The sequence below is a fragment of the Streptomyces sp. NPDC013157 genome (assembly GCF_042899865.1).
In the GTDB taxonomy this organism is placed as follows: Bacteria; Actinomycetota; Actinomycetes; order Streptomycetales; family Streptomycetaceae; genus Streptomyces.
This window is the reverse complement of the sequence record NZ_JBIBAK010000007.1, coordinates 138,555-155,800: the sequence shown is the minus strand read 5'-3', so window position 1 is coordinate 155,800 and position 17,246 is coordinate 138,555. Positions and strand designations below refer to the sequence as shown.

The following is a 17,246-nucleotide window of genomic DNA, read 5'->3' as shown; positions in this document are numbered from 1 at the left end:
AGGCGTCTTAATGATCGTTCTCTGCGGCACGCGCGCGTGCTTCACGCCATTCCGGGGCGAGGATCGACCACACCTCCAGGTCGTGCCGTAGGCCACCATAGGGGTGCGCCTGGCGGCGTACGCCATCGCGGGTCATCCCCAGCCGCCGGGCCACGTTCAGGCTGGGCTCGTTGCCCGAGGCGGCGACCCACTCGATCCGGTGGATGCCGCGCTGCTCGACCGCGAAGTCGAGCAGTACCCGCATCGCGCGCGTGACGAGTCCGCGCCCGGTGCCGGCCGGCTCCAGCCAGCAGCCGACCTCGGCGTTCCCGCGTTCGGCGTCGAAGTTCAGGAAGAGCACCCCGCCGACGAGCGTGCCCTCCAGCCACAGGCCGTGCAGGGAGCCGGTGTCGGCGGCCCGCAGGTCGGCGTACCGCTGGAGCATGGCCCGTGCGGCGGGCACGTCCGTCTCCTTGGAGCCGAAGGAGATGAACTGTCCGATGAACTCCCGCCCGCGCTCCAGGTGGGCCAGGAACTCCTCGGCGTGCCAGGGCTCCAGTGGGCGCAGTTCGGCGCCGTCGTCACCCAGCGATATCGCGTACATCGTGCTTCTCCAGTTCCACCACGTCCTCGGCCGACCCGTCGAGCCTCTCATGCGCGTCGGGGCACCCGGGCGGCCCGACGCCGGTCCGGGGGGCGGGTGCGTCAGTCGAACTGGTCGCCGAGCGCCATCACCATGGTGCCCAGGATCATCAGCCAGAGGGCCCAGCGGGTCCGGCCGCGGGCCCCGAGCCATCCGGCGAGCACGCACACGGCGGATCCGGAGCCGTAGGCGGCCGGCACCAGGGCGGGCACGCTCCCGCCCACTCTCATCGACGCGGCGGTGAGCCCCATCAGGGCCAGCAGCGCCCCGGTCACGGTGGCGGTCCAGCGGGCCCGACGGGCGTCCTCGTAGAGGTCCTCGCCCTCGTCGTCCGCGGCCTCCACCCCGGGTATCTCGGGTTCGGCGTCGGATTCGGCGTGTGCGGTCATGGCGGGCGAGCGTAGTACCCGCAGCTGAGGAAACCGGCTGCGAACCAGGTGGACACCTGCTAGCTTCCGCTGGTCAGCACTGACCGGCTCCTCGCCGACGACCGAAGCGGGTGCATTGTTTGACGGTTCGAACGAGCTCCTACGCATCGCCTTCCACTACGAAGATCACAAGGAGCCCGTTCAGTCATGTCCGACGCCGTCTCTCCCGCACCGTCGAAGGACGCCTCACTCACTGACCGTCTGACCCTGCCCCGGTACCCGCTCAGCAGTACCTACGACGCCCGCTGGGCCGTCGAGAACCAGATGGGCCCGCACGCCCTGTGGCTGCTGGAGTGGCTGGCCCCCGCCCTCGGCCTGGATACCCTGCGCCCCTGCGCGCGCGTGCTCGACCTGGGCTGCGGCCGGGCGATGACCTCGATCTTCCTGGCCAGGGAGTTCCACGCACAGGTCACCGCCGCGGATTTGTGGATCAGTCCCGACGACAACGCCGGGCGGATCGCCGAGGCGGGGTTCGCCGACCGCGTGCAGCCGGTGCACGTGGAAGCGCACGACCTGCCCTTCGCCGAAGGCAGCTTCGACGCGATCGTCTCGGTCGACGCGTACCAGTACTTCGGCACCGCCGACCTCTATCTGCCCACGCTCACCCGGCTGCTGAAGCCCGGCGGCCGGATCGGGATCGTCGTACCCGCGGTGCGCGAGGAACCGGCCGGCGCCGAGCCGCCCGAGCACCTGAGGGCGCACTGGGACCCCGGCTTCTGGGCGTTCCACTCCCCCGGCTGGTGGCACCGGCACTGGACCCGCAGCGGGGCCGTGCAGGTCGAGGCCGCCGACTGGCTGGAGGACGGCTGGCGCGACTGGCTGCTGTGGAGCGAGGTGTGCGCCGCGGAGAGCCCGGACCCGGAGATGGCGCGGATGGCCCGGGAGTCGGTGGAGCTGGTGAAGGCGGACCGGGGGCAGCTGCTCGGCTTCGCCCGGATCGTGGGCCGCCGCCTGTGACACGGTACGGCCCCGGAGACAGCGCCTCCGGGGCCGTACCAGGTGCGTGCTGCCGCTCAGCCCTCGCTGACGCCCAGCTTCTCCAGGATCAGCTCCTTGACGCGGGCCGCGTCGGCCTGGCCGCGGGTCGCCTTCATGACCGCGCCGACCAGGGCACCGGCCGCGGCCACCTTGCCGCCGCGGATCTTGTCGGCGACGCCCGGGTTGCCGGCGATGGCCTCCTCGACGGCGGCGGTGAGCGCGCCCTCGTCGGAGACGACCTTCAGACCGCGCTTGTCGACGACCTCGTCCGGGGTGCCCTCGCCCGCGAGGACGCCCTCGATGACCTGCCGGGCCAGCTTGTCGTTCAGGTCACCCTTCGAGACCAGCTCGGTGACCCGGGCGACCTGCGCCGGGGTGATCGCCAGCTCGTCGAGCGAGGTGCCCGACTCGTTGGCGCTGCGGGCCAGTTCGCCCATCCACCACTTGCGGGCGGAGGCCGCGTCGGCCCCGGCGTCGATGGTGGCGACGATCAGGTCCAGCGCGGCGGCGTTGATGATCGCCTGCATCTCCACCGCGGAGATGCCCCACTCGGCGAGCAGCCGGTTGCGGCGGGCCAGCGGCATCTCCGGCAGCGCGGCGCGGATCTCCTCGACCCACTCGTGCGAGGGCGCCACGGGGACCAGGTCGGGCTCCGGGAAGTACCGGTAGTCCTCGGCCTCCTCCTTCACGCGGCCCGAGGTCGTCGACCCGGTGTCCTCGTGGAAGTGCCGGGTCTCCTGGACGATCGTCCCGCCGGAGGACAGCACGGCCGCGTGCCGCATGATCTCGAAGCGGGCCGCACGCTCCACGGACCGCAGCGAGTTCACGTTCTTGGTCTCGGAGCGCGTGCCGAACTTGTCGGTGCCGTTGGGGCGCAGCGACAGGTTCACGTCGCAGCGCATCTGCCCCATCTCCATGCGGGCCTCGGACACGCCGAGCGCCCGGATGACCTCGCGCAGCTCACGGACGTACGCCCGCGCGACCTCCGGAGCCCGCTCGCCCGCGCCCTCGATCGGCTTGGTGACGATCTCGATGAGCGGGATGCCGGCGCGGTTGTAGTCGAGCAGGGAGTGGGACGCGCCGTGGATACGGCCGGTGGCGCCGCCGACGTGGGTCGACTTGCCGGTGTCCTCCTCCATGTGGGCGCGCTCGATCTCCACGCGGAAGGACTCCCCGTCCTCCAGCTGCACGTCGAGGTAGCCGTTGAAGGCGATCGGCTCGTCGTACTGGGAGGTCTGGAAGTTCTTCGGCATGTCCGGATAGAAGTAGTTCTTCCGGGCGAAGCGGCACCATTCGGCGATCTCGCAGTTCAGCGCGAGGCCGATCTTGATGGCGGACTCGACGCCGGTCGCGTTGACGACCGGGAGCGCGCCGGGCAGGCCGAGGCAGGTCGGGCAGGTCTGCGAGTTGGGCTCGGCGCCCAGCTCGGTCGAACAGCCGCAGAACATCTTCGTCTTGGTGCCGAGTTCGACATGGACCTCGAGGCCCATGACGGGGTCGTAGGACGCCAGCGCGTCCTCGTACGACACCAGGTCGGTCGTGGTGGTCACGGTGAAACTTCCCTCTCAGCCCAGCAGGACGTCGTCGTCGCCCAGCCGCTTCAGCTCGCGGTAGAGGATGGCGAGGCCGGTGACGATCGCGACGGCGGACACGGTGGCGTCGATGAGCCGGAGCGTGTCGTGCTCGGCGCGGGCCTTCTTGATCTGCTTGGCGACACCGACCGCGCCGAACGCGGTGGTGGCCATGGACAGGTACGTACCGGACTTCGACTTCTTGAAGCCCTTGGCCTTCGACAGTGCGTTGCTCACAGCGACGGTGCCTCCTCAAGGAGCGGGTGGCCCCACTTTTCCACGAAGGCGGCCTCGACGGCGGCGCCGACCTTGTAAAGCCGGTCGTCCTTGAGCGCCGGGGCGATGATCTGCAGGCCCACCGGGAGGTTGTCCTCCGGGGCGAGACCGCAGGGCAGCGACATCGCCGCGTTGCCCGCGAGGTTCGTCGGGATGGTGCACAGGTCGGCCAGGTACATCGCCATCGGGTCGTCGGCACGTTCGCCGATCGGGAAGGCGGTGGTCGGCGTGGTGGGCGACACGATGACGTCCACCTGCTCGAAGGCCTTCTCGAAGTCGCGCGTGATGAGCGTGCGGACCTTCTGGGCGGAGCCGTAGTACGCGTCGTAGTAGCCGGAGCTCAGCGCGTAGGTGCCGAGCATGATGCGGCGCTTGACCTCGGGGCCGAAGCCCGCCTCACGGGTGAGCGAGGTGACCTCTTCGGCCGAGTGGCCGCCGTCGTCGCCGGTCCGCAGGCCGTAGCGCAGGCCGTCGAAGCGGGCGAGGTTGCTGGAACACTCGCTGGGTGCGATGAGGTAGTACGCCGACAACGCGAGGTCGAAGGACGGACAGTCCAGCTCGACGATCTCGGCGCCCAGATCCTTCAGCAGGGCGACGGACTCGTCGAAGCGCTGGATGACACCGGCCTGGTAGCCCTCGCCGCGGAACTGCTTGACGACACCGACGCGCATACCGGCCACGCTGCCGTTGCGGGCGGCCTCGACCACGGGCGGCACGGGCGCGTCGATGGAGGTGGAGTCCATCGGGTCGTGTCCGGCGATGACCTCGTGCAGGAGGGCCGCGTCCAGGACCGTACGGGCGCACGGGCCGCCCTGGTCCAGGGAGCTGGAGAAGGCGACCATGCCGTACCGCGACACCGCGCCGTACGTCGGCTTCACGCCGACCGTGCCGGTGACGGCGGCCGGCTGGCGGATGGAGCCGCCGGTGTCGGTACCGATGGCGAGCGGCGCCTGGAAGGAGGCGAGGGCGGCGGACGAGCCGCCACCGGAACCACCGGGGATCTTGGTGAGGTCCCACGGGTTGCCGGTCGGCCCGTAGGCACTGTTCTCGGTGCTGGACCCCATGGCGAACTCGTCCATGTTGGTCTTGCCGAGGATGACCACGTCGGCGGCCTTCAGCCGCTTGGTGAGCGTGGCGTCGTACGGCGGGATCCAGCCTTCGAGGATCTTCGAGCCGACCGTGGTCGGCACGCCCTCGGTGGTGAAGATGTCCTTGAGCGCGAGCGGTACGCCGGCGAGCGGGCCGAGCTTCTCGCCCCTGGCCTTCTTCTCGTCGACGGCACGGGCCTGCGCCAGGGCGCCCTCGCGGTCGACGTGCAGGAAGGCGTGCACCTTCTCGTCGACGGCCTCGATCCGGGCCAGGTGGGCCTCGGTGACCTCGACTGCCGTGAGCTCGCCGGCGGCGATCTTCGCGGCGATCTCGGCGGCGCCGAGCTTGATGATGTCCGTCATGGCTGTCTAGTCCTCCCCCAGGATCTGCGGCACCTTGAAACGCTGCTGCTCCTGGGCCGGGGCGCCGGAGAGCGCCTGCACGGGGGTGAGCGAGGGACGGACCTCGTCCGCGCGCATGACGTTCGTCAGGGGCAGCGGGTGCGAGGTCGGCGGTACGTCTTGGTCGGCGACCTCGCTGACGCGGGCGACCGCGCCGATGATGTCGTCCAGCTGGCCGGCGAAGTGTTCGAGTTCTTCGGGCTTCAGCTCCAGACGCGCCAGCCGGGCGAGGTGGGCGACCTCCTCGCGCGTGATGCCAGGCATGCAGCGTTCCTCTGGGGTGAGTGTGTGTGGTTTGGAGCCAATCCTATGGGGCGGGGCCCGGTGGCTGTTAAACGGTTTGCCCGGGCCCCGTATCCATCGGGTCTCAGCGGCGTTTCTCCCAGGCCGTGCTGCGCAGGAAGTGGTTGTCGTAGCGCTCCTGGACCTCCAGGAGGCTCTCCGGGGTGGCCTCGCCGAGGCGCAGCCGCTGGAGGTGGCGGAAGTACTCGAAGCGCTCCACGCCCGGGGTGATGACGATCAGGAGGTCCGCGGTGCTGCCGGGGACGGCGGCGAAGGCGTGCGGCCTGCCGGGCGGGACGACGACCAGGTCGCCGCGTTCGGCGGTGACCACGTCGTCCCCGGAGAGCAGCTCGGCGGCGCCGTCGAGCAGGTAGAAGAGCTCGGCGGAGTTGCGGTGCAGATGCGGTACGGCGCCGTCGGCGCCCTCGCCGAGCGTGACGCGCACGGTGGAGAGCGCGCCGCCGGTGGCACTGCTGTCGGCGAGCAACCTGACACCGAGCGGGTCACCGCCGACGACCTCGGCTTCGGCCTCCCGCACGATCACGGACTCGTCGAACTTCGGCACGAACAACGACATTGCAGAACCCCCTGTTGATGACGGCGTGTCGCGAGCGGTCAGACGAGGAACAGCAGGACGGCGCTGATCAGTACAACGATCGCGGTGGCGAAGTGGATCCCGTAGGCGACCGCCTTGGCCCCGCCGTTCCGGAGCACGGTCACCGTGTCCCCGAACGGTATGAGTGCCACGCACAGCATGAACCAGGCCTCGGCGTGCGCACCGGCGAAGGCCAGCAGCGCGAGCCCCATGACGCCGAGCGTGCCGTCCCTGAGGCCCTTGACCGTGAGGTAGGCGGCGGCGTCGCCCTTCGGGTCGGCGGGGACGCCGTAGCCGGCGGCGGCGGGCCCCGGCTGGAACAGGAACCGGTAGCCGAGGAACAGGCAGAACAGGTCGAGCAGGACGGCGAGCGTGTAGGCGGTGACGGTCATGAGGGCCCCCTGTGGGTCGTTTTCTAGCAGCGCTAGGACTGACAGCGAAGCTAGCAGAGCATCGACAGATTGGCTAGCGCCGCTAGAATCCAGAGCATGTCGATTCAGAACCGCCGGGAACGCGAACGGGCAGAGCGCGAGCTGATCGTCACGGCCGCCCGTGAACTCGCCGAGACGGAGGGCTGGGACGCGGTGACGACCCGTCGCCTGGCCGCCGAGATCGAGTACAGCCAGCCGGTCCTCTACAGCCACTTCAAGGGCAAGGACGCGATCATGGCGGCGGTGGCCGTCCGGGGCCGCGCGGACCTGGCGGTGGAGCTGCGGGCGGCCCGCGCTTCGGCGAAGGGCACCCGGGAAGCACTGGCCGCGGTGGCGGCCACGTACACCTCGTTCACCCGCCGCCGCCCGGCCCTCTACGACGCGATGTTCACCCACCTGGTGGATCTGCCTTCGCGACCCCCGAGGCCCCGGAGGCCCTGCAGGCGGCGTTCGGCGAGATTCTCGGGGTGGTCCAGCCGATCACCGGCGACGAGGAGGACGCCGGCATCCTGACGGAGACCTTCTGGGCGGCCCTGCACGGCCTGGTGACCCTGATGCGCAGCGGCCGCCTCCCCGAGGAGGCCCACGAGACGAGGCTGGCGCTGCTGGTCGACCGCTTCAGCGCCAAGTAGCTGTCAGCGCCCCGTCTTTTGTCTTTTGTCTTTCAGGGGCGCGAGGAACTGCGCGAGCAACCACAACGCACCCGCAGCCGCCACCGACACCGCACCCCCACGGCAGACGCTCACCTCTTGAGAAACGGTGAACGGGCGGGCGGGTGGGCGACTACTCGGCCGCCGGCAACGCCGCCCGCGGCCGCTGCCACCCCCGCGACCCCCGCGCGAGCAACCACGCCGTGGTCTCCTCCGGCGGCATCGCGGCCGCGACCAGCCACCCCTGCACGGCGTCACACCCCAGGTCCCGCAGCCGCTCCCACGTCTCGTCGTCCTCCACCCCCTCCGCGACCACCAGCAGCCCGAGCGAATGCGCGAGGTCGACCGTGCAGCGCACGATCTCCGCGTCCTCGTTGTCGACCGCCAGCCGGGCCACGAAAGACCGGTCGATCTTCAGCTCGCTCACCGGCAGCCGCCGCAGATGCACGAGCGACGAGTACCCGGTGCCGAAGTCGTCGAGGGACATCTTCACACCGTGCCCGTTCAGCCCCGCGAGGGTGTCGGCGGCCCGCTGCGGGTCCTCAAGGAGCACATGCTCGGTTATCTCCAGCTGCAGCGCCCCGGCCGGAACGCCGTGCCGCGCCAGCCGCGCCGCCACCAGGCCCGCGAACCCCGGTGTGTGGACGTCGCGCGGCGAGACGTTGACCGCCACCGGCACCCGCAGCCCCTGCGCCCGCCACTCGGCGACCTGCCCGAGCGCGGTCTCCAGCACGTACTCCGTCAGATGGGGCATCAGCCCGGACGACTCGGCGATCGCTATGAACTCGTCCGGCGGCACCTTCCCCCGCTCCGGGTGCACCCACCGCACCAGCGCCTCGAGCCCCGCCACCTGCCCGTCGAAGCGGACCTTCGGCTGGTAGTGCAGCTGCACCTCGTGGGCGTCCAGGGCGCGCCGCAGGTCGCCCAGCAGGCCGAGCCGGTCGGGGGTGTTGGAGTCCCGCTTGGACTCGTACACCTCGACGCCCGTACGGTCCCGCTTCGCCTGGTACATCGCCACGTCCGCCCTCCGCAGCAGCCCCTCCGCGTCGAGCGCGTGGTCGGGGAAGACGGCGACACCCGCGCTGGCCTCCAGGACGAGGGTGAGGCCGTCGAGGTCGAGCGGGGAGGAGAGGGCCGTGACCAGGCCTCGGGCCACCCGGGTGGCCGAGGTCGTGGAGTCGGCGACCGGGAGTAAGACCGCGAACTCGTCGCCGCCGAGCCGGGCCGCCTCCGCACCGCGTGGCAGCGCCGCCCGCAGCCGGTCGGCTATCTGGAGGAGCAGCCGGTCACCGGCGAGATGACCGAGCGTGTCATTGACCGAACGGAACCGGTCGAGGTCGATCAGCATGAGGGCGGAGCGGGCGCCGATGCGTTCGGCGTCGTCGAGGGCGGTCCAGATCCGCTCCAGGAGCCACTGCCGGTTGGGCAGTCCGGTCAGCGGGTCGCGCAACTGTTCCTCGGCGCGGGCCCGGGCTATCCACAGGGTGGAGTCGAGGGCGACCAGCGGGATGGAGAACAGCGGGAGCAGCAGCGGCTGGGCGACGGCGACCACGCAGATCAGCGGGGCTATGCCGAGCAGGGCGACGGCGACCAGGCCCTGGCGCATCAGGGCGGTACGGGCGACGGTGGGCAGGCCGCCGCCGCGCGGTGCGTGCAGGTACCAGAGCAGGGCGCGGGTGACGGCGAGGTAGGCGACCGCGACGAGCACGACCTCGGGAGCGGTGGCGACGCTCCAGCTGCCGGGGTTCCAGGGCCACTCGACGGTCGGGACACGTCCGCAGACGAGGAGCACCAGCGCGCCGGCGCCGATGCCGAGGATGTCCACCGCGCCGTGCAGGACACCCTGCCGCCAGCGGTGGCGCCTGGCTATGCCGACCAGGACGACGACGGTGAGGCTGACCATGCCGGCCGGCACCCAGCCGTACAGCAGGAGGACGGCGAGGGTGAGGGCGGCGCCGGAGCCGGTGCCGCCCCACCAGCGGGCGCGGCCGAGCAGGACGAGGTGGCCGACGATGATGCCGGTCAGCACGGCCAGCGACCAGCCGACCGTGCCGGACGGGAAGAGGGCGTGGTCGTCGGAGAACGCCCGGTAGAAACCGGCGCCGAGGACGAACGCGGCGGCCGCGACAACACCGGCGGGCAGCGCGGGCCAGGACAGGTGGCGTTCGTTTTCGGTGCCGACCAGGCCGGGCGGCGGTTCGACGGCGGCCAGCGGCAGCGGGTCGCGCGCGTCCGCCGCGGCGCCCACCGCCGGCCTGCTCGGCAGGCCGGGGCGCCGGTCGCCCCGCACCGCCCACAGGCTCCCCCGCCACGCGCACGCCCGGCGGCGCAGCGTCAGCCGCGCGCCCGTGGCGGCGCTCTCGGTCGGTTCCATTCCCGTCCCTCTCACAGCCGGCGGTGCCCACGCCATGCGGTCCGTGCCCTGCCGGAGCACGGGAATGCCCCGACCGCAGCTGGGCACGGCAGGCGCACGTCTCAACAGTAGGCCGCAGAAGGCTTCCACGGGCAGCGGTCGTAGACGGTTGCCCGATTGCGACCCGGCCACCCGTATGCATCTGATATGCGCCGAACGGGTGGCCTTCAACCGCTACTCCTCGGTCGGAAGGGCCACTTCGGCCGCCGCGTCCGGCCCCTGCTCCAAAAGAACGACAAATCCGTCCTCGTTCAGAACAGGAACCTTCAGCTGCATCGCCTTGTCGTACTTCGATCCGGGGTTGTCACCCACGACCACGAACGCGGTCTTCTTCGACACCGAGCCGGTCACCTTGGCCCCGCGGGTCTGCAGTGCGTCCTTGGCGCCGTCCCGGGTGTAGTGCTCAAGGGTTCCGGTCACGACGACGGTGAGGCCCTCCAGGGGACGCGGTCCCTCGTCCTCTCCGGTGGACTCGTCCTCCAGCGGGACGCCGGCGGCCTTCCACTTTCGGATGATCTCGCGGTGCCACTCCTCGGCGAACCACTCCTTGAGCGCGGTCGCGATGATGCCGCCGACGCCGTCGATGTTCGACAGCTCCTCCTCGGTGGCCTGCTCGATGCGGTCGATGGAGCGGAACTCTCGGGCCAGCGCCTGGGCGGCGACCGGTCCGACGTGCCGGATGGACAGGCCGTTGAGGAAGCGGGCGAGCGGGCGGGTCTTCGCCTCCTCGATCTTCTGGAGCAGCGCGAGGGTGTTCTTCTTGGGCTCGCCCTTCTGGTTCGCGAAGACCGTGACGACCTTCTCCTCGCCGGTCCTGGGGTCGCGCTTGGGCAGCCCGCTGTCGGGGTCGAGGACGTACGCCTTGATGGGCAGCAGCTTCTCGACGGTGAGGTCGAACAGGTCGCCCTCGTCGACCAGCGGCGGGTCGGCAGGCTCCAGCGGCCGGGTGAGCGCGGCCGCCGCGACCCCGCCGAAGTGCTCGATGTCCAGGCACTCACGGCCCGCCAGGTAGGACACCCGCTCTCTCAACTGGGCGGGGCAGGTACGGGCGTTGGGGCACCGCAGATCGATGTCGCCCTCCTTCATGGCCCGCAGCGGCGTCCCGCACTCCGGGCACTCGGCCGGCATCACGAACTCCCGCTCGCTGCCGTCGCGCAGGTCGACGACCGGGCCGAGGATCTCCGGGATGACGTCACCGGCCTTGCGCAGCACCACGGTGTCGCCGATCAGCACGCCCTTGGCCTTGACGACCTCCTGGTTGTGCAGGGTGGCGAACTCCACCTCACTGCCCGCCACGGTGACCGGCTCGACCTGGGCGTACGGCGTGACGCGCCCGGTGCGGCCGACGCCCACCTTGATGTCGATCAGCTTGGTGTTGACCTCTTCCGGCGCGTACTTGTACGCGATCGCCCACCGGGGTGCCCGGGCCGTCGAGCCGAGGCGCCCCTGGAGCCGGATCTCGTCCAGCTTGACCACGACACCGTCGATCTCGTGCTCCACGGAGTGCCGGTTCTCGCCGTAGTAGGCGATGAACTCCCGTACGCCGTCGAGGTCGTCGACCACCCTGTTGTGCGAGGAGGTCGGCAGTCCCCAGGTCTTCAGCAGGTCGTAGCCCTCGGAGAGCCGGTTCAGGCCTTCGAAGCCCGCCAGGGCGCCGATGCCGTGGACGACCATGTGCAGCGGGCGGGAGGCGGTGACCCGCGGGTCCTTCTGGCGCAGGGAACCGGCCGCCGCGTTGCGCGGGTTGGCGAACGGCTTGTCGCCGGCCGCGACCAGGCGTTCGTTGAGCTCGGCGAACTTCTCCATCGGGAAGTAGACCTCGCCGCGGATCTCGACCAGGTCGGGGACCCGCTCACCGTCCAGCCGGTCCGGGATCTCCGCGATCGTACGGACGTTGGGCGTGATGTCCTCGCCGGTGCGGCCGTCGCCGCGGGTCGCCGCGCGGGTGAGGCGGCCGTGCTCGTAGGTGAGGTTGACGGCGAGACCGTCGACCTTCAGCTCGCACAGGAAGTGGTACTCCTGGTCGCCCAGTTCCTTGTGGATCCGCTCGGCCCAGGCCGCGAGGTCGTCGTCGTTGAACGTGTTGTCCAGCGACAGCATCCGCTCGCGGTGCTCGACCGCCGTGAACTCCGTCTCGTACGCCCCCGCGACCTTCTGGGTCGGCGAGTCGGGCGTGCGCAGCCCGGGGTGCTCGTCCTCCAGCGCCTCCAGGCTCTTGAGGAGCTTGTCGAACTCCGCGTCGCTGATGACGGGGGCGTCCTTCACGTAGTACCGGAAGCGGTGCTCCTCGATCTGCTCGGCGAGCCGCGCGTGCTTCTCCCGTGCCTCGGCGGGCACCGCCGTCTCCGCCTGCTGCTTGTCGCCGGCCACCGTGTTCCTCCCGTTACTCTGGGTTGTCCGCGAGTGATCTCGCCGCCCGGACGCAGTGAGCGAGTGCCTCCCGGGCGTACGCGGGGGAAGCGCCCGCCAGCCCGCACGCCGGGGTGACCGTGACGGACTCCGCGAGAAGCCCCGGTCGCAGCCCCAGCCTGCGCCACAGCGTCCTGACACCCATGACGCTACCGGCAGGGTCTGACAATGCCGTGTCCGTGCCCGGCACGACACCGGCGAAGAGCCGGGTGCCCGCCTCCACCGCCTCGCCGATCACGTCGTCGTCACGTTCGGTGAGGAGCGAGAAGTCGAAGGAGACGGCGGCCGCTCCAGCGCGGCGGAGCAAGGCGAAGGGGACGTCCGGGGCGCAGGAGTGGACGACGACCGGGCCGTCGGCGTGCACGCCGAACACGTCGCGCAGGGTGGACTCGACGACCTGGCGGTCGACCGCGCGGTGGGTACGGTAGCCGGAGGCGGTCTTCACCTGGCCGCGCAGTACGGCGGTGAGGGACGGCTCGTCGAGCTGGAGCACCGGGCGGGCGCCGGGGATGCGCCGCCGGACCTCGGCCAGGTGCAGCCGCAGGCCCTCGGCGAGGGAGGCGGCCAGGTCGCGGCAGGCGCCGGGGTCGGAGAGGGCCGACTCGCCGTTGCGCAGCTCCAGGGCGGCGGCGAGGGTCCAGGGCCCGACCGCCTGGACCTTCAGCGGGCCCGCGTACTCCTGGGTGAACTCCTCCAGCGCGTCCAGGTCCTCGCCCAGCCAGGACCGGGCCCGCCGGGTGTCCCGGCCCGGCCGGTCGCCGAGCCGCCAGCCGCTGGGCTCCACGCGCGCGTACAGCTCGACGAGCAGGCCCGCGGTGCGGCCGATCATGTCGGCGCCGGGGCCGCGGGCGGGCAGCTCGGGCAGGAAGGGGAAGTCCTCGAAGCTGCCGGTCGCGGTCTTGGCGGCCTCGCGCGCGTCGGTGCCGGGAAGCGAGCCGACGCCTGTGGCGGGACCGAAGTCGGAGATTGCGTTCACGTGAGGAGCCTATGCGGGGTGGGCGGTGCGGTGGGTTCCCGTGTGGGTACGGATCTTGGTGCGCAGGGCCTGGGCCTCCGGCAGGCCCAGTTCGTCGAAGAGGTCCAGGGCCCGGCGCCAGGCGTCGAGCGCGGGGCCGGGCGCGCCCGCCGCCTCGTGGGTGTCGCCGAGATAGGTGAGGCCGATGGCCTCGCTGCGCAGGTCGCCCGTCTTGCGGAAGAGGGCGAGGGCCCGGTCGTAGCACTCCACCGCGGTGGTCCAGCGGGCCAGGTGCCGGTGGATGTAGCCGAGGCTGTCCCAGGTGTGCGCCTGGCCGCTCAGGTCGCCCGTCGCCTGGACGAGCGGCAGGGCCTGCCGGCAGTACTCGAGTGCCTCGCGCAGCTCGCCGAGTTCGGCGAGGTACCAGCCGATGTCGTTGAGGGCGACCGCCTGGCCGCCGCGGTCGTGCGCGAGCCGGAAGTGTTCGAGTGAGCGGCGCGCGTACTGGAGGGCCTCCCGGGGCGCGCCGTGCGCCCAGGTCATCTTGGCCAGGTTCTGGCAGGTGCGCGCCTGGCCGGGGTGGTTGTCCAGGCGCCGGAAGAGGCCGAGGGAACGGGTGAGGTGGTGCCGCGCGCCGAGCGCGTCCCGCAGCTGGAAGCGGGCCAGGCCCAGGCCTCGGTGGGCGGCGGCCTGGCCGGCCAGGTCCTCGTGGTGCTCGGCCGTGCGCAGGGCGGCGGTGTGGACGTCGGTGAGGGCCTGCCAGTTGCCCTGGCGTTCGAGGAACGTGGTCAGGGTCGCCGCCAGCTGCCAGGTGTGGGCGTCCAGGCCCGGGGCCGGGCGCTCCACCGCCGACAGCAGCACGGACTGTTCGGCCATCAGCCAGGCCAGCGCCTCGTCGCAGTCCGCCAACGGGCGCGGCAGCGCGCCGGGTTCGGCCGGGGCGAGGGTCATCGGGTGGCGGCGCCGGGTCAGCAGGGCGTCCGCCGCGTAGGCCGTGTGCAGGTAGTGGTCCCGGACGCGGCGGCTCGCGGCCCGTACCGCGCGTGCGTCGTCGTGCTCGGCGGCCAGTTCGACGGCGTGGGCCCGCAGCAGGTCGTGGCAGGTGTAGCGGCCGGGGGTGGCCTCGGTCAGCAGGTGGGCCGCGGTCAGTTCGGCCACCGGCGCCCGCACCCGCACCACGCACGTGCCGGCCAGCGCGGCGAGGGAGGTCGGGTCGGCGTCGGGGCCGGGATGCAGGCCGAGGAACCGGAAGAGCCGGGCCGCCGCCGGGCTGAGGGTGCGGTACGACCAGTCGAAGACCGTCCGTACCGCGGTGGCGGGGTCGCCGGTGTCGAGGGGGTCCAGGATCCGCTCGGCCGTGCGCAGTTCCTCGGCGGAACCGGCCAGCGGCACGCCGGGGCGGGCGGCGGCACGGGCGGCGACGACCGCGAGGGCGAGCGGCAGCCCGGCACACCGTACGACGATCTCGTCGACCGCCGCGGCCTCGGCGGCCACCCGGGCGGCGCCCAGCCGGGCGGCGAGCAGTTCGCGGCTCTCCTCGGCGCCGAGCGGGCCGAGGGCGAGCAGCCGGGCGCCCTCCGCGGCGGCGAGCCCGGTCAGCGGGGCGCGGCTGGTCACCAGGGCCAGACAGCCCGGCGCGCCGGGCAGCAGCGGCCGGGCCTGGTCGGCGTCCCGGGCGTTGTCGAGGACCACCAGGACCCGGCGGCCGGACAGCAGGCTGCGGTACAGGCCGACCTGGGCGTCGGGCGACTCCGGCACCCGGGCGGCCGGCACCCCGAGCGCCTCCAGGAATCCGCGCAGGGCACGGTCCGGGGGGAGGGGCGTGCCGCTCGGGTCGTAGCCGCGCAGGTTCACGTACAACTGCCCGTCGGGGAAGGCCGGGCGCGCCTGCCGGGCCCAGTGCACGGCGAGTGCGGTCTTGCCGACGCCGCCCATGCCCGACAGGGCGGACACCCCGACCGCCGCGGGATGCCGTCCGAGGTCCGCCAGCAGCGCGTCCAGCCGGGCGAGTTCGTCGACACGTCCGGTGAAACCAGCGGCGCCCGGCGGGAGTTGGGCGGGCGCGGTGTACGGGGTGCCGTCACCGGCGGGGGTGGTCCGAGGTCCGGCGGGGGCGGGCCGTGGTTCTTCAGCGGGGGGTCCGGCCGGGTCCCGGTCGGCGGGAGTGACGGGAATGGGAGTGGCGGGAGTGGCCGGGGTGGCGGGGGTTGGCCCTACGGCCGCGGGGGCCGCCGGGTGTTCGCCGGCCGGGAGCGGCTCGTGTGCGCGGGCGGGGGCCCGGGTCGTGGGGTGGTCCCGGAGGATCCGCCGGTGCAGTTCCCACAGGCGGCGGCCGGGTTCCGTGCCGAGCTCCTCCACCAGGCGTTGTCGGGTCTGTGCGTAGCAGCGCAACGCCTCGCCGCTGTCGCCGGCCGCGTGCAGGGCGCGCATGAGGGCCTCCGCCAGGGGCTCCGTGAGCGGGTACTCGCCGAGCAGGTCCGTCAACTGGCCGACGACGGCGGCCGGGTCACCGCTGTGGATCTCGATGTCCGCCAGCCGTACGGCGGCGTCCACGCGCTGTCGCCGCCAGGTCTCGCGCATCCGGGCCGGCCAGGTCCCGGGCAGTCCCGCGAAGGGCTCACCGCGCCACAGGGCGAGCGCCTCGCGCAGCTGCGCGGCACGGGTGCGGCCGGACAGCGCGTCGTCGCGGGCGGTCTCGGCCAGGCGCTGGAAGCGGTGCAGGTCCACGCAGTCGGGGTCGAGGTCGAGCTGGTAGCCGCCGGCGCGGCGCAGCACCGGTAATCGTCCCTCGCCGCTGTCGTCGAGGCGCTCCGCCAGCCGCCGGATGCGGGCGATGTGCGCGTACAGGGCGCGGCGGGCGCCCTCCGGAGGATCGGCGCCCCAGACCCGGTCGACGAGCGCCTCCACCGGCACGGGCCGGCCGACGTCCACGGCCAACGCGGCGAGCACCGCCCGGCGTTGGGGCGGACCGAGATCGACCGGCGCCTCGCGCACGAGCACTTCCACCGGTCCCGACAGACACAACCGCAGCATTGGGCCCACCCCCGTCCGCCCCGGTTTCACAGTCTCCTCACATCCCTGGGCTGGGCGACAACCTTTCGGCAAAGAATCAGCCCATGCGCGCAACCCACCCTGGTCCGGGCGGTGCCGCGCCGGTTCGTCGGCGTGTCGCACCCGCCACCGCACCCCGGTCCGGCACCGGACGGGGCTCACACGTGACCACGGGGGTAGACACGTGCACCGATCGGAGAGGGCGACCGCGACCGCCCCGGCACCGCCACGGACCAGGCCACCGGGGACGGTGTCCCCGGCCGGACCCGACGGGCCCTTGTCCGGTGCGGCCGGGCGCGGGGTTCTGGAAGGAGCCTTCGCGTTGCTGCACGCCGTGCAGCAGGAGCAGGACGCCGGGGTGACCGCGCTGGCCGAGGTGTGCGGTCTGCCCAAGACGACCGCGTACCGGCTGCTCGACCAGCTGGCGGAGCTGGGTGCCGTAGAGCGCAGTGCGGGCCGTTACCGCATCGGACCGGGCATGTTCCGGCTGGGCCAGGGCTGGCAGCCGCACCCGGGGCTGCGGCCGGCCGCCCGGCGGCCGCTGCGGCGGCTGACGGCCGTGACCGGGGCGACGGCGGCCCTCGCCGTGCTGCACCGGGGTCAGACGCTGCTCCTGGACTCGACGGCGCCCGCGGACGCGCCGTACCCGCTGCCCGAGGACCGGCCGGTCTGGCCCTGGTACACGGCGGCCGGCAAGGTCCTGGCCGCCTGGGCCCGCCCCGGCGCGGCGTCCGGCCCGCTGCCCCGGGCCTGGCCGCAGGAGGCCGCGCGGATCCGCGAGACCGGGGCCGCCTACGACCGCGAGGAGGTGCTGGAGGGGGTGTGCTGCGCCGCCGTCCCGGTGGCCGCGCCGGGCGGTGTCCCGGTGGCGGCGCTGTGCCTGCTGACCGGCCCCGGACACCACCTGGAGCGCCTCGCCGACACGGCCCGCCGCGCGGCGTCGGCCGTCACGGCCGGGCTCGGCCGCCGCTGACCCGGGCTCTCCGCCCCGCTCGTTCCGCTCAACGGCACAGCGGGCGACAGGGCGCGGCCCGCTCCGCAGTCTGGGTCGGGCATCGCGGACCGGCTCCGTGGCCCCGCCACCGCTCAGGGAGG

The 17,246-nt window shown here is 72.6% G+C and carries 14 protein-coding genes and 1 pseudogene; 3 read left to right on the top strand and 12 right to left on the bottom strand.

Annotation, left to right across the window (positions count from 1 at the left end; translation table 11 throughout):
• Positions 1-7: 7 nt before the first annotated feature.
• Together ACFY6U_RS22115 and ACFY6U_RS22110 are read right to left on the bottom strand one after the other, a co-directional pair.
• Positions 8-583: a GNAT family N-acetyltransferase gene (locus ACFY6U_RS22115; RefSeq protein ID WP_390040668.1), complete on the bottom strand. Its 576-nt coding sequence runs from the start codon at positions 581-583 to the stop codon at positions 8-10.
• A gap of 101 nt (positions 584-684) precedes the next feature.
• Positions 685-1,011, bottom strand: coding sequence for a hypothetical protein (locus ACFY6U_RS22110; protein WP_390040666.1), 327 nt, complete (start codon positions 1,009-1,011; stop codon positions 685-687).
• A 186-nt stretch (positions 1,012-1,197) separates the two neighbouring features.
• Between ACFY6U_RS22110 and ACFY6U_RS22105 the strand changes: the two genes are divergently transcribed.
• A complete protein-coding gene (locus ACFY6U_RS22105) occupies positions 1,198-2,007 on the top strand; it encodes an SAM-dependent methyltransferase (RefSeq protein ID WP_390040664.1) in 810 nt (269 codons plus the stop codon).
• Positions 2,008-2,063: 56 nt separating this feature from the next.
• On the opposite strand, the gene gatB is transcribed toward ACFY6U_RS22105, so the two are convergent.
• From gatB to ACFY6U_RS22075, 6 genes are all read right to left on the bottom strand, one after another.
• Positions 2,064-3,578, bottom strand: a complete 1,515-nt coding sequence (gene gatB, locus ACFY6U_RS22100; protein WP_390040662.1) for an Asp-tRNA(Asn)/Glu-tRNA(Gln) amidotransferase subunit GatB — start codon at positions 3,576-3,578, stop codon at positions 2,064-2,066.
• Between the two features lie 15 nt (positions 3,579-3,593).
• Positions 3,594-3,836 (bottom strand): hypothetical protein, encoded by a 243-nt coding sequence (locus ACFY6U_RS22095; protein ID WP_123973960.1) that lies wholly within the window; start codon positions 3,834-3,836, stop codon positions 3,594-3,596.
• Positions 3,833-5,326: an Asp-tRNA(Asn)/Glu-tRNA(Gln) amidotransferase subunit GatA gene (gene gatA / locus ACFY6U_RS22090; protein WP_390040660.1), complete on the bottom strand. Its 1,494-nt coding sequence runs from the start codon at positions 5,324-5,326 to the stop codon at positions 3,833-3,835. The genes ACFY6U_RS22095 and gatA overlap by 4 nt, the downstream gene beginning before the upstream one ends.
• Positions 5,327-5,332: 6 nt before the next feature.
• On the bottom strand, positions 5,333-5,629 hold the full coding sequence (gatC, locus tag ACFY6U_RS22085; protein WP_293990396.1) for an Asp-tRNA(Asn)/Glu-tRNA(Gln) amidotransferase subunit GatC: 297 nt from the start codon (positions 5,627-5,629) through the stop codon (positions 5,333-5,335).
• Between the two features lie 103 nt (positions 5,630-5,732).
• Positions 5,733-6,224, bottom strand: a complete 492-nt coding sequence (locus ACFY6U_RS22080; protein ID WP_390040658.1) for a cupin domain-containing protein — start codon at positions 6,222-6,224, stop codon at positions 5,733-5,735.
• 38 nt (positions 6,225-6,262) lie between these two features.
• Entirely contained in the window at positions 6,263-6,634 is a 372-nt protein-coding gene (locus tag ACFY6U_RS22075) for a DUF4267 domain-containing protein (protein ID WP_390040656.1), read from the bottom strand.
• Between the two features lie 96 nt (positions 6,635-6,730).
• Here ACFY6U_RS22075 and ACFY6U_RS22070 point away from each other — a divergent pair.
• Positions 6,731-7,305: pseudogene (locus ACFY6U_RS22070) on the top strand (TetR/AcrR family transcriptional regulator).
• A 151-nt stretch (positions 7,306-7,456) separates the two neighbouring features.
• Here the strand turns inward: ACFY6U_RS22070 and ACFY6U_RS22065 are convergent.
• The 4 genes from ACFY6U_RS22065 to ACFY6U_RS22050 form a co-directional block, all read right to left on the bottom strand.
• A complete protein-coding gene (locus ACFY6U_RS22065; protein WP_390040654.1) occupies positions 7,457-9,697 on the bottom strand; it encodes a putative bifunctional diguanylate cyclase/phosphodiesterase in 2,241 nt (746 codons plus the stop codon).
• Between the two features lie 213 nt (positions 9,698-9,910).
• Complete coding sequence (gene ligA, locus ACFY6U_RS22060; RefSeq protein ID WP_390040652.1) at positions 9,911-12,106, bottom strand: NAD-dependent DNA ligase LigA; 2,196 nt, start codon at positions 12,104-12,106, stop codon at positions 9,911-9,913.
• Between the two features lie 13 nt (positions 12,107-12,119).
• Entirely contained in the window at positions 12,120-13,121 is a 1,002-nt protein-coding gene (locus ACFY6U_RS22055; protein ID WP_390040650.1) for a methionine synthase, read from the bottom strand.
• A 9-nt stretch (positions 13,122-13,130) separates the two neighbouring features.
• Positions 13,131-16,094, bottom strand: coding sequence for a BTAD domain-containing putative transcriptional regulator (locus ACFY6U_RS22050; RefSeq protein ID WP_390040648.1), 2,964 nt, complete (start codon positions 16,092-16,094; stop codon positions 13,131-13,133).
• Between the two features lie 379 nt (positions 16,095-16,473).
• On the opposite strand from ACFY6U_RS22050, the gene ACFY6U_RS22045 reads away from it, so the two are divergent.
• Positions 16,474-17,124: an IclR family transcriptional regulator gene (locus tag ACFY6U_RS22045; protein ID WP_390040646.1), complete on the top strand. Its 651-nt coding sequence runs from the start codon at positions 16,474-16,476 to the stop codon at positions 17,122-17,124.
• The last annotated feature ends 122 nt before the right edge of the window (positions 17,125-17,246 follow it).

What these genes read in the sequence shown, in the direction of transcription:
- ACFY6U_RS22115 (WP_390040668.1), bottom strand. Translation starts at nt 583, where the DNA reads ATGTACGCGATATCGCTGGGTGACGACGGCGCCGAACTGCGCCCACTG.
- ACFY6U_RS22110 (WP_390040666.1), bottom strand. Translation starts at nt 1,011, where the DNA reads ATGACCGCACACGCCGAATCCGACGCCGAACCCGAGATACCCGGGGTG.
- ACFY6U_RS22105 (WP_390040664.1), top strand. Translation starts at nt 1,198, where the DNA reads ATGTCCGACGCCGTCTCTCCCGCACCGTCGAAGGACGCCTCACTCACT.
- gatA (WP_390040660.1), bottom strand. Translation starts at nt 5,326, where the DNA reads ATGACGGACATCATCAAGCTCGGCGCCGCCGAGATCGCCGCGAAGATC.
- gatC (WP_293990396.1), bottom strand. Translation starts at nt 5,629, where the DNA reads ATGCCTGGCATCACGCGCGAGGAGGTCGCCCACCTCGCCCGGCTGGCG.
- ACFY6U_RS22080 (WP_390040658.1), bottom strand. Translation starts at nt 6,224, where the DNA reads ATGTCGTTGTTCGTGCCGAAGTTCGACGAGTCCGTGATCGTGCGGGAG.
- ACFY6U_RS22075 (WP_390040656.1), bottom strand. Translation starts at nt 6,634, where the DNA reads ATGACCGTCACCGCCTACACGCTCGCCGTCCTGCTCGACCTGTTCTGC.
- ACFY6U_RS22065 (WP_390040654.1), bottom strand. Translation starts at nt 9,697, where the DNA reads ATGGAACCGACCGAGAGCGCCGCCACGGGCGCGCGGCTGACGCTGCGC.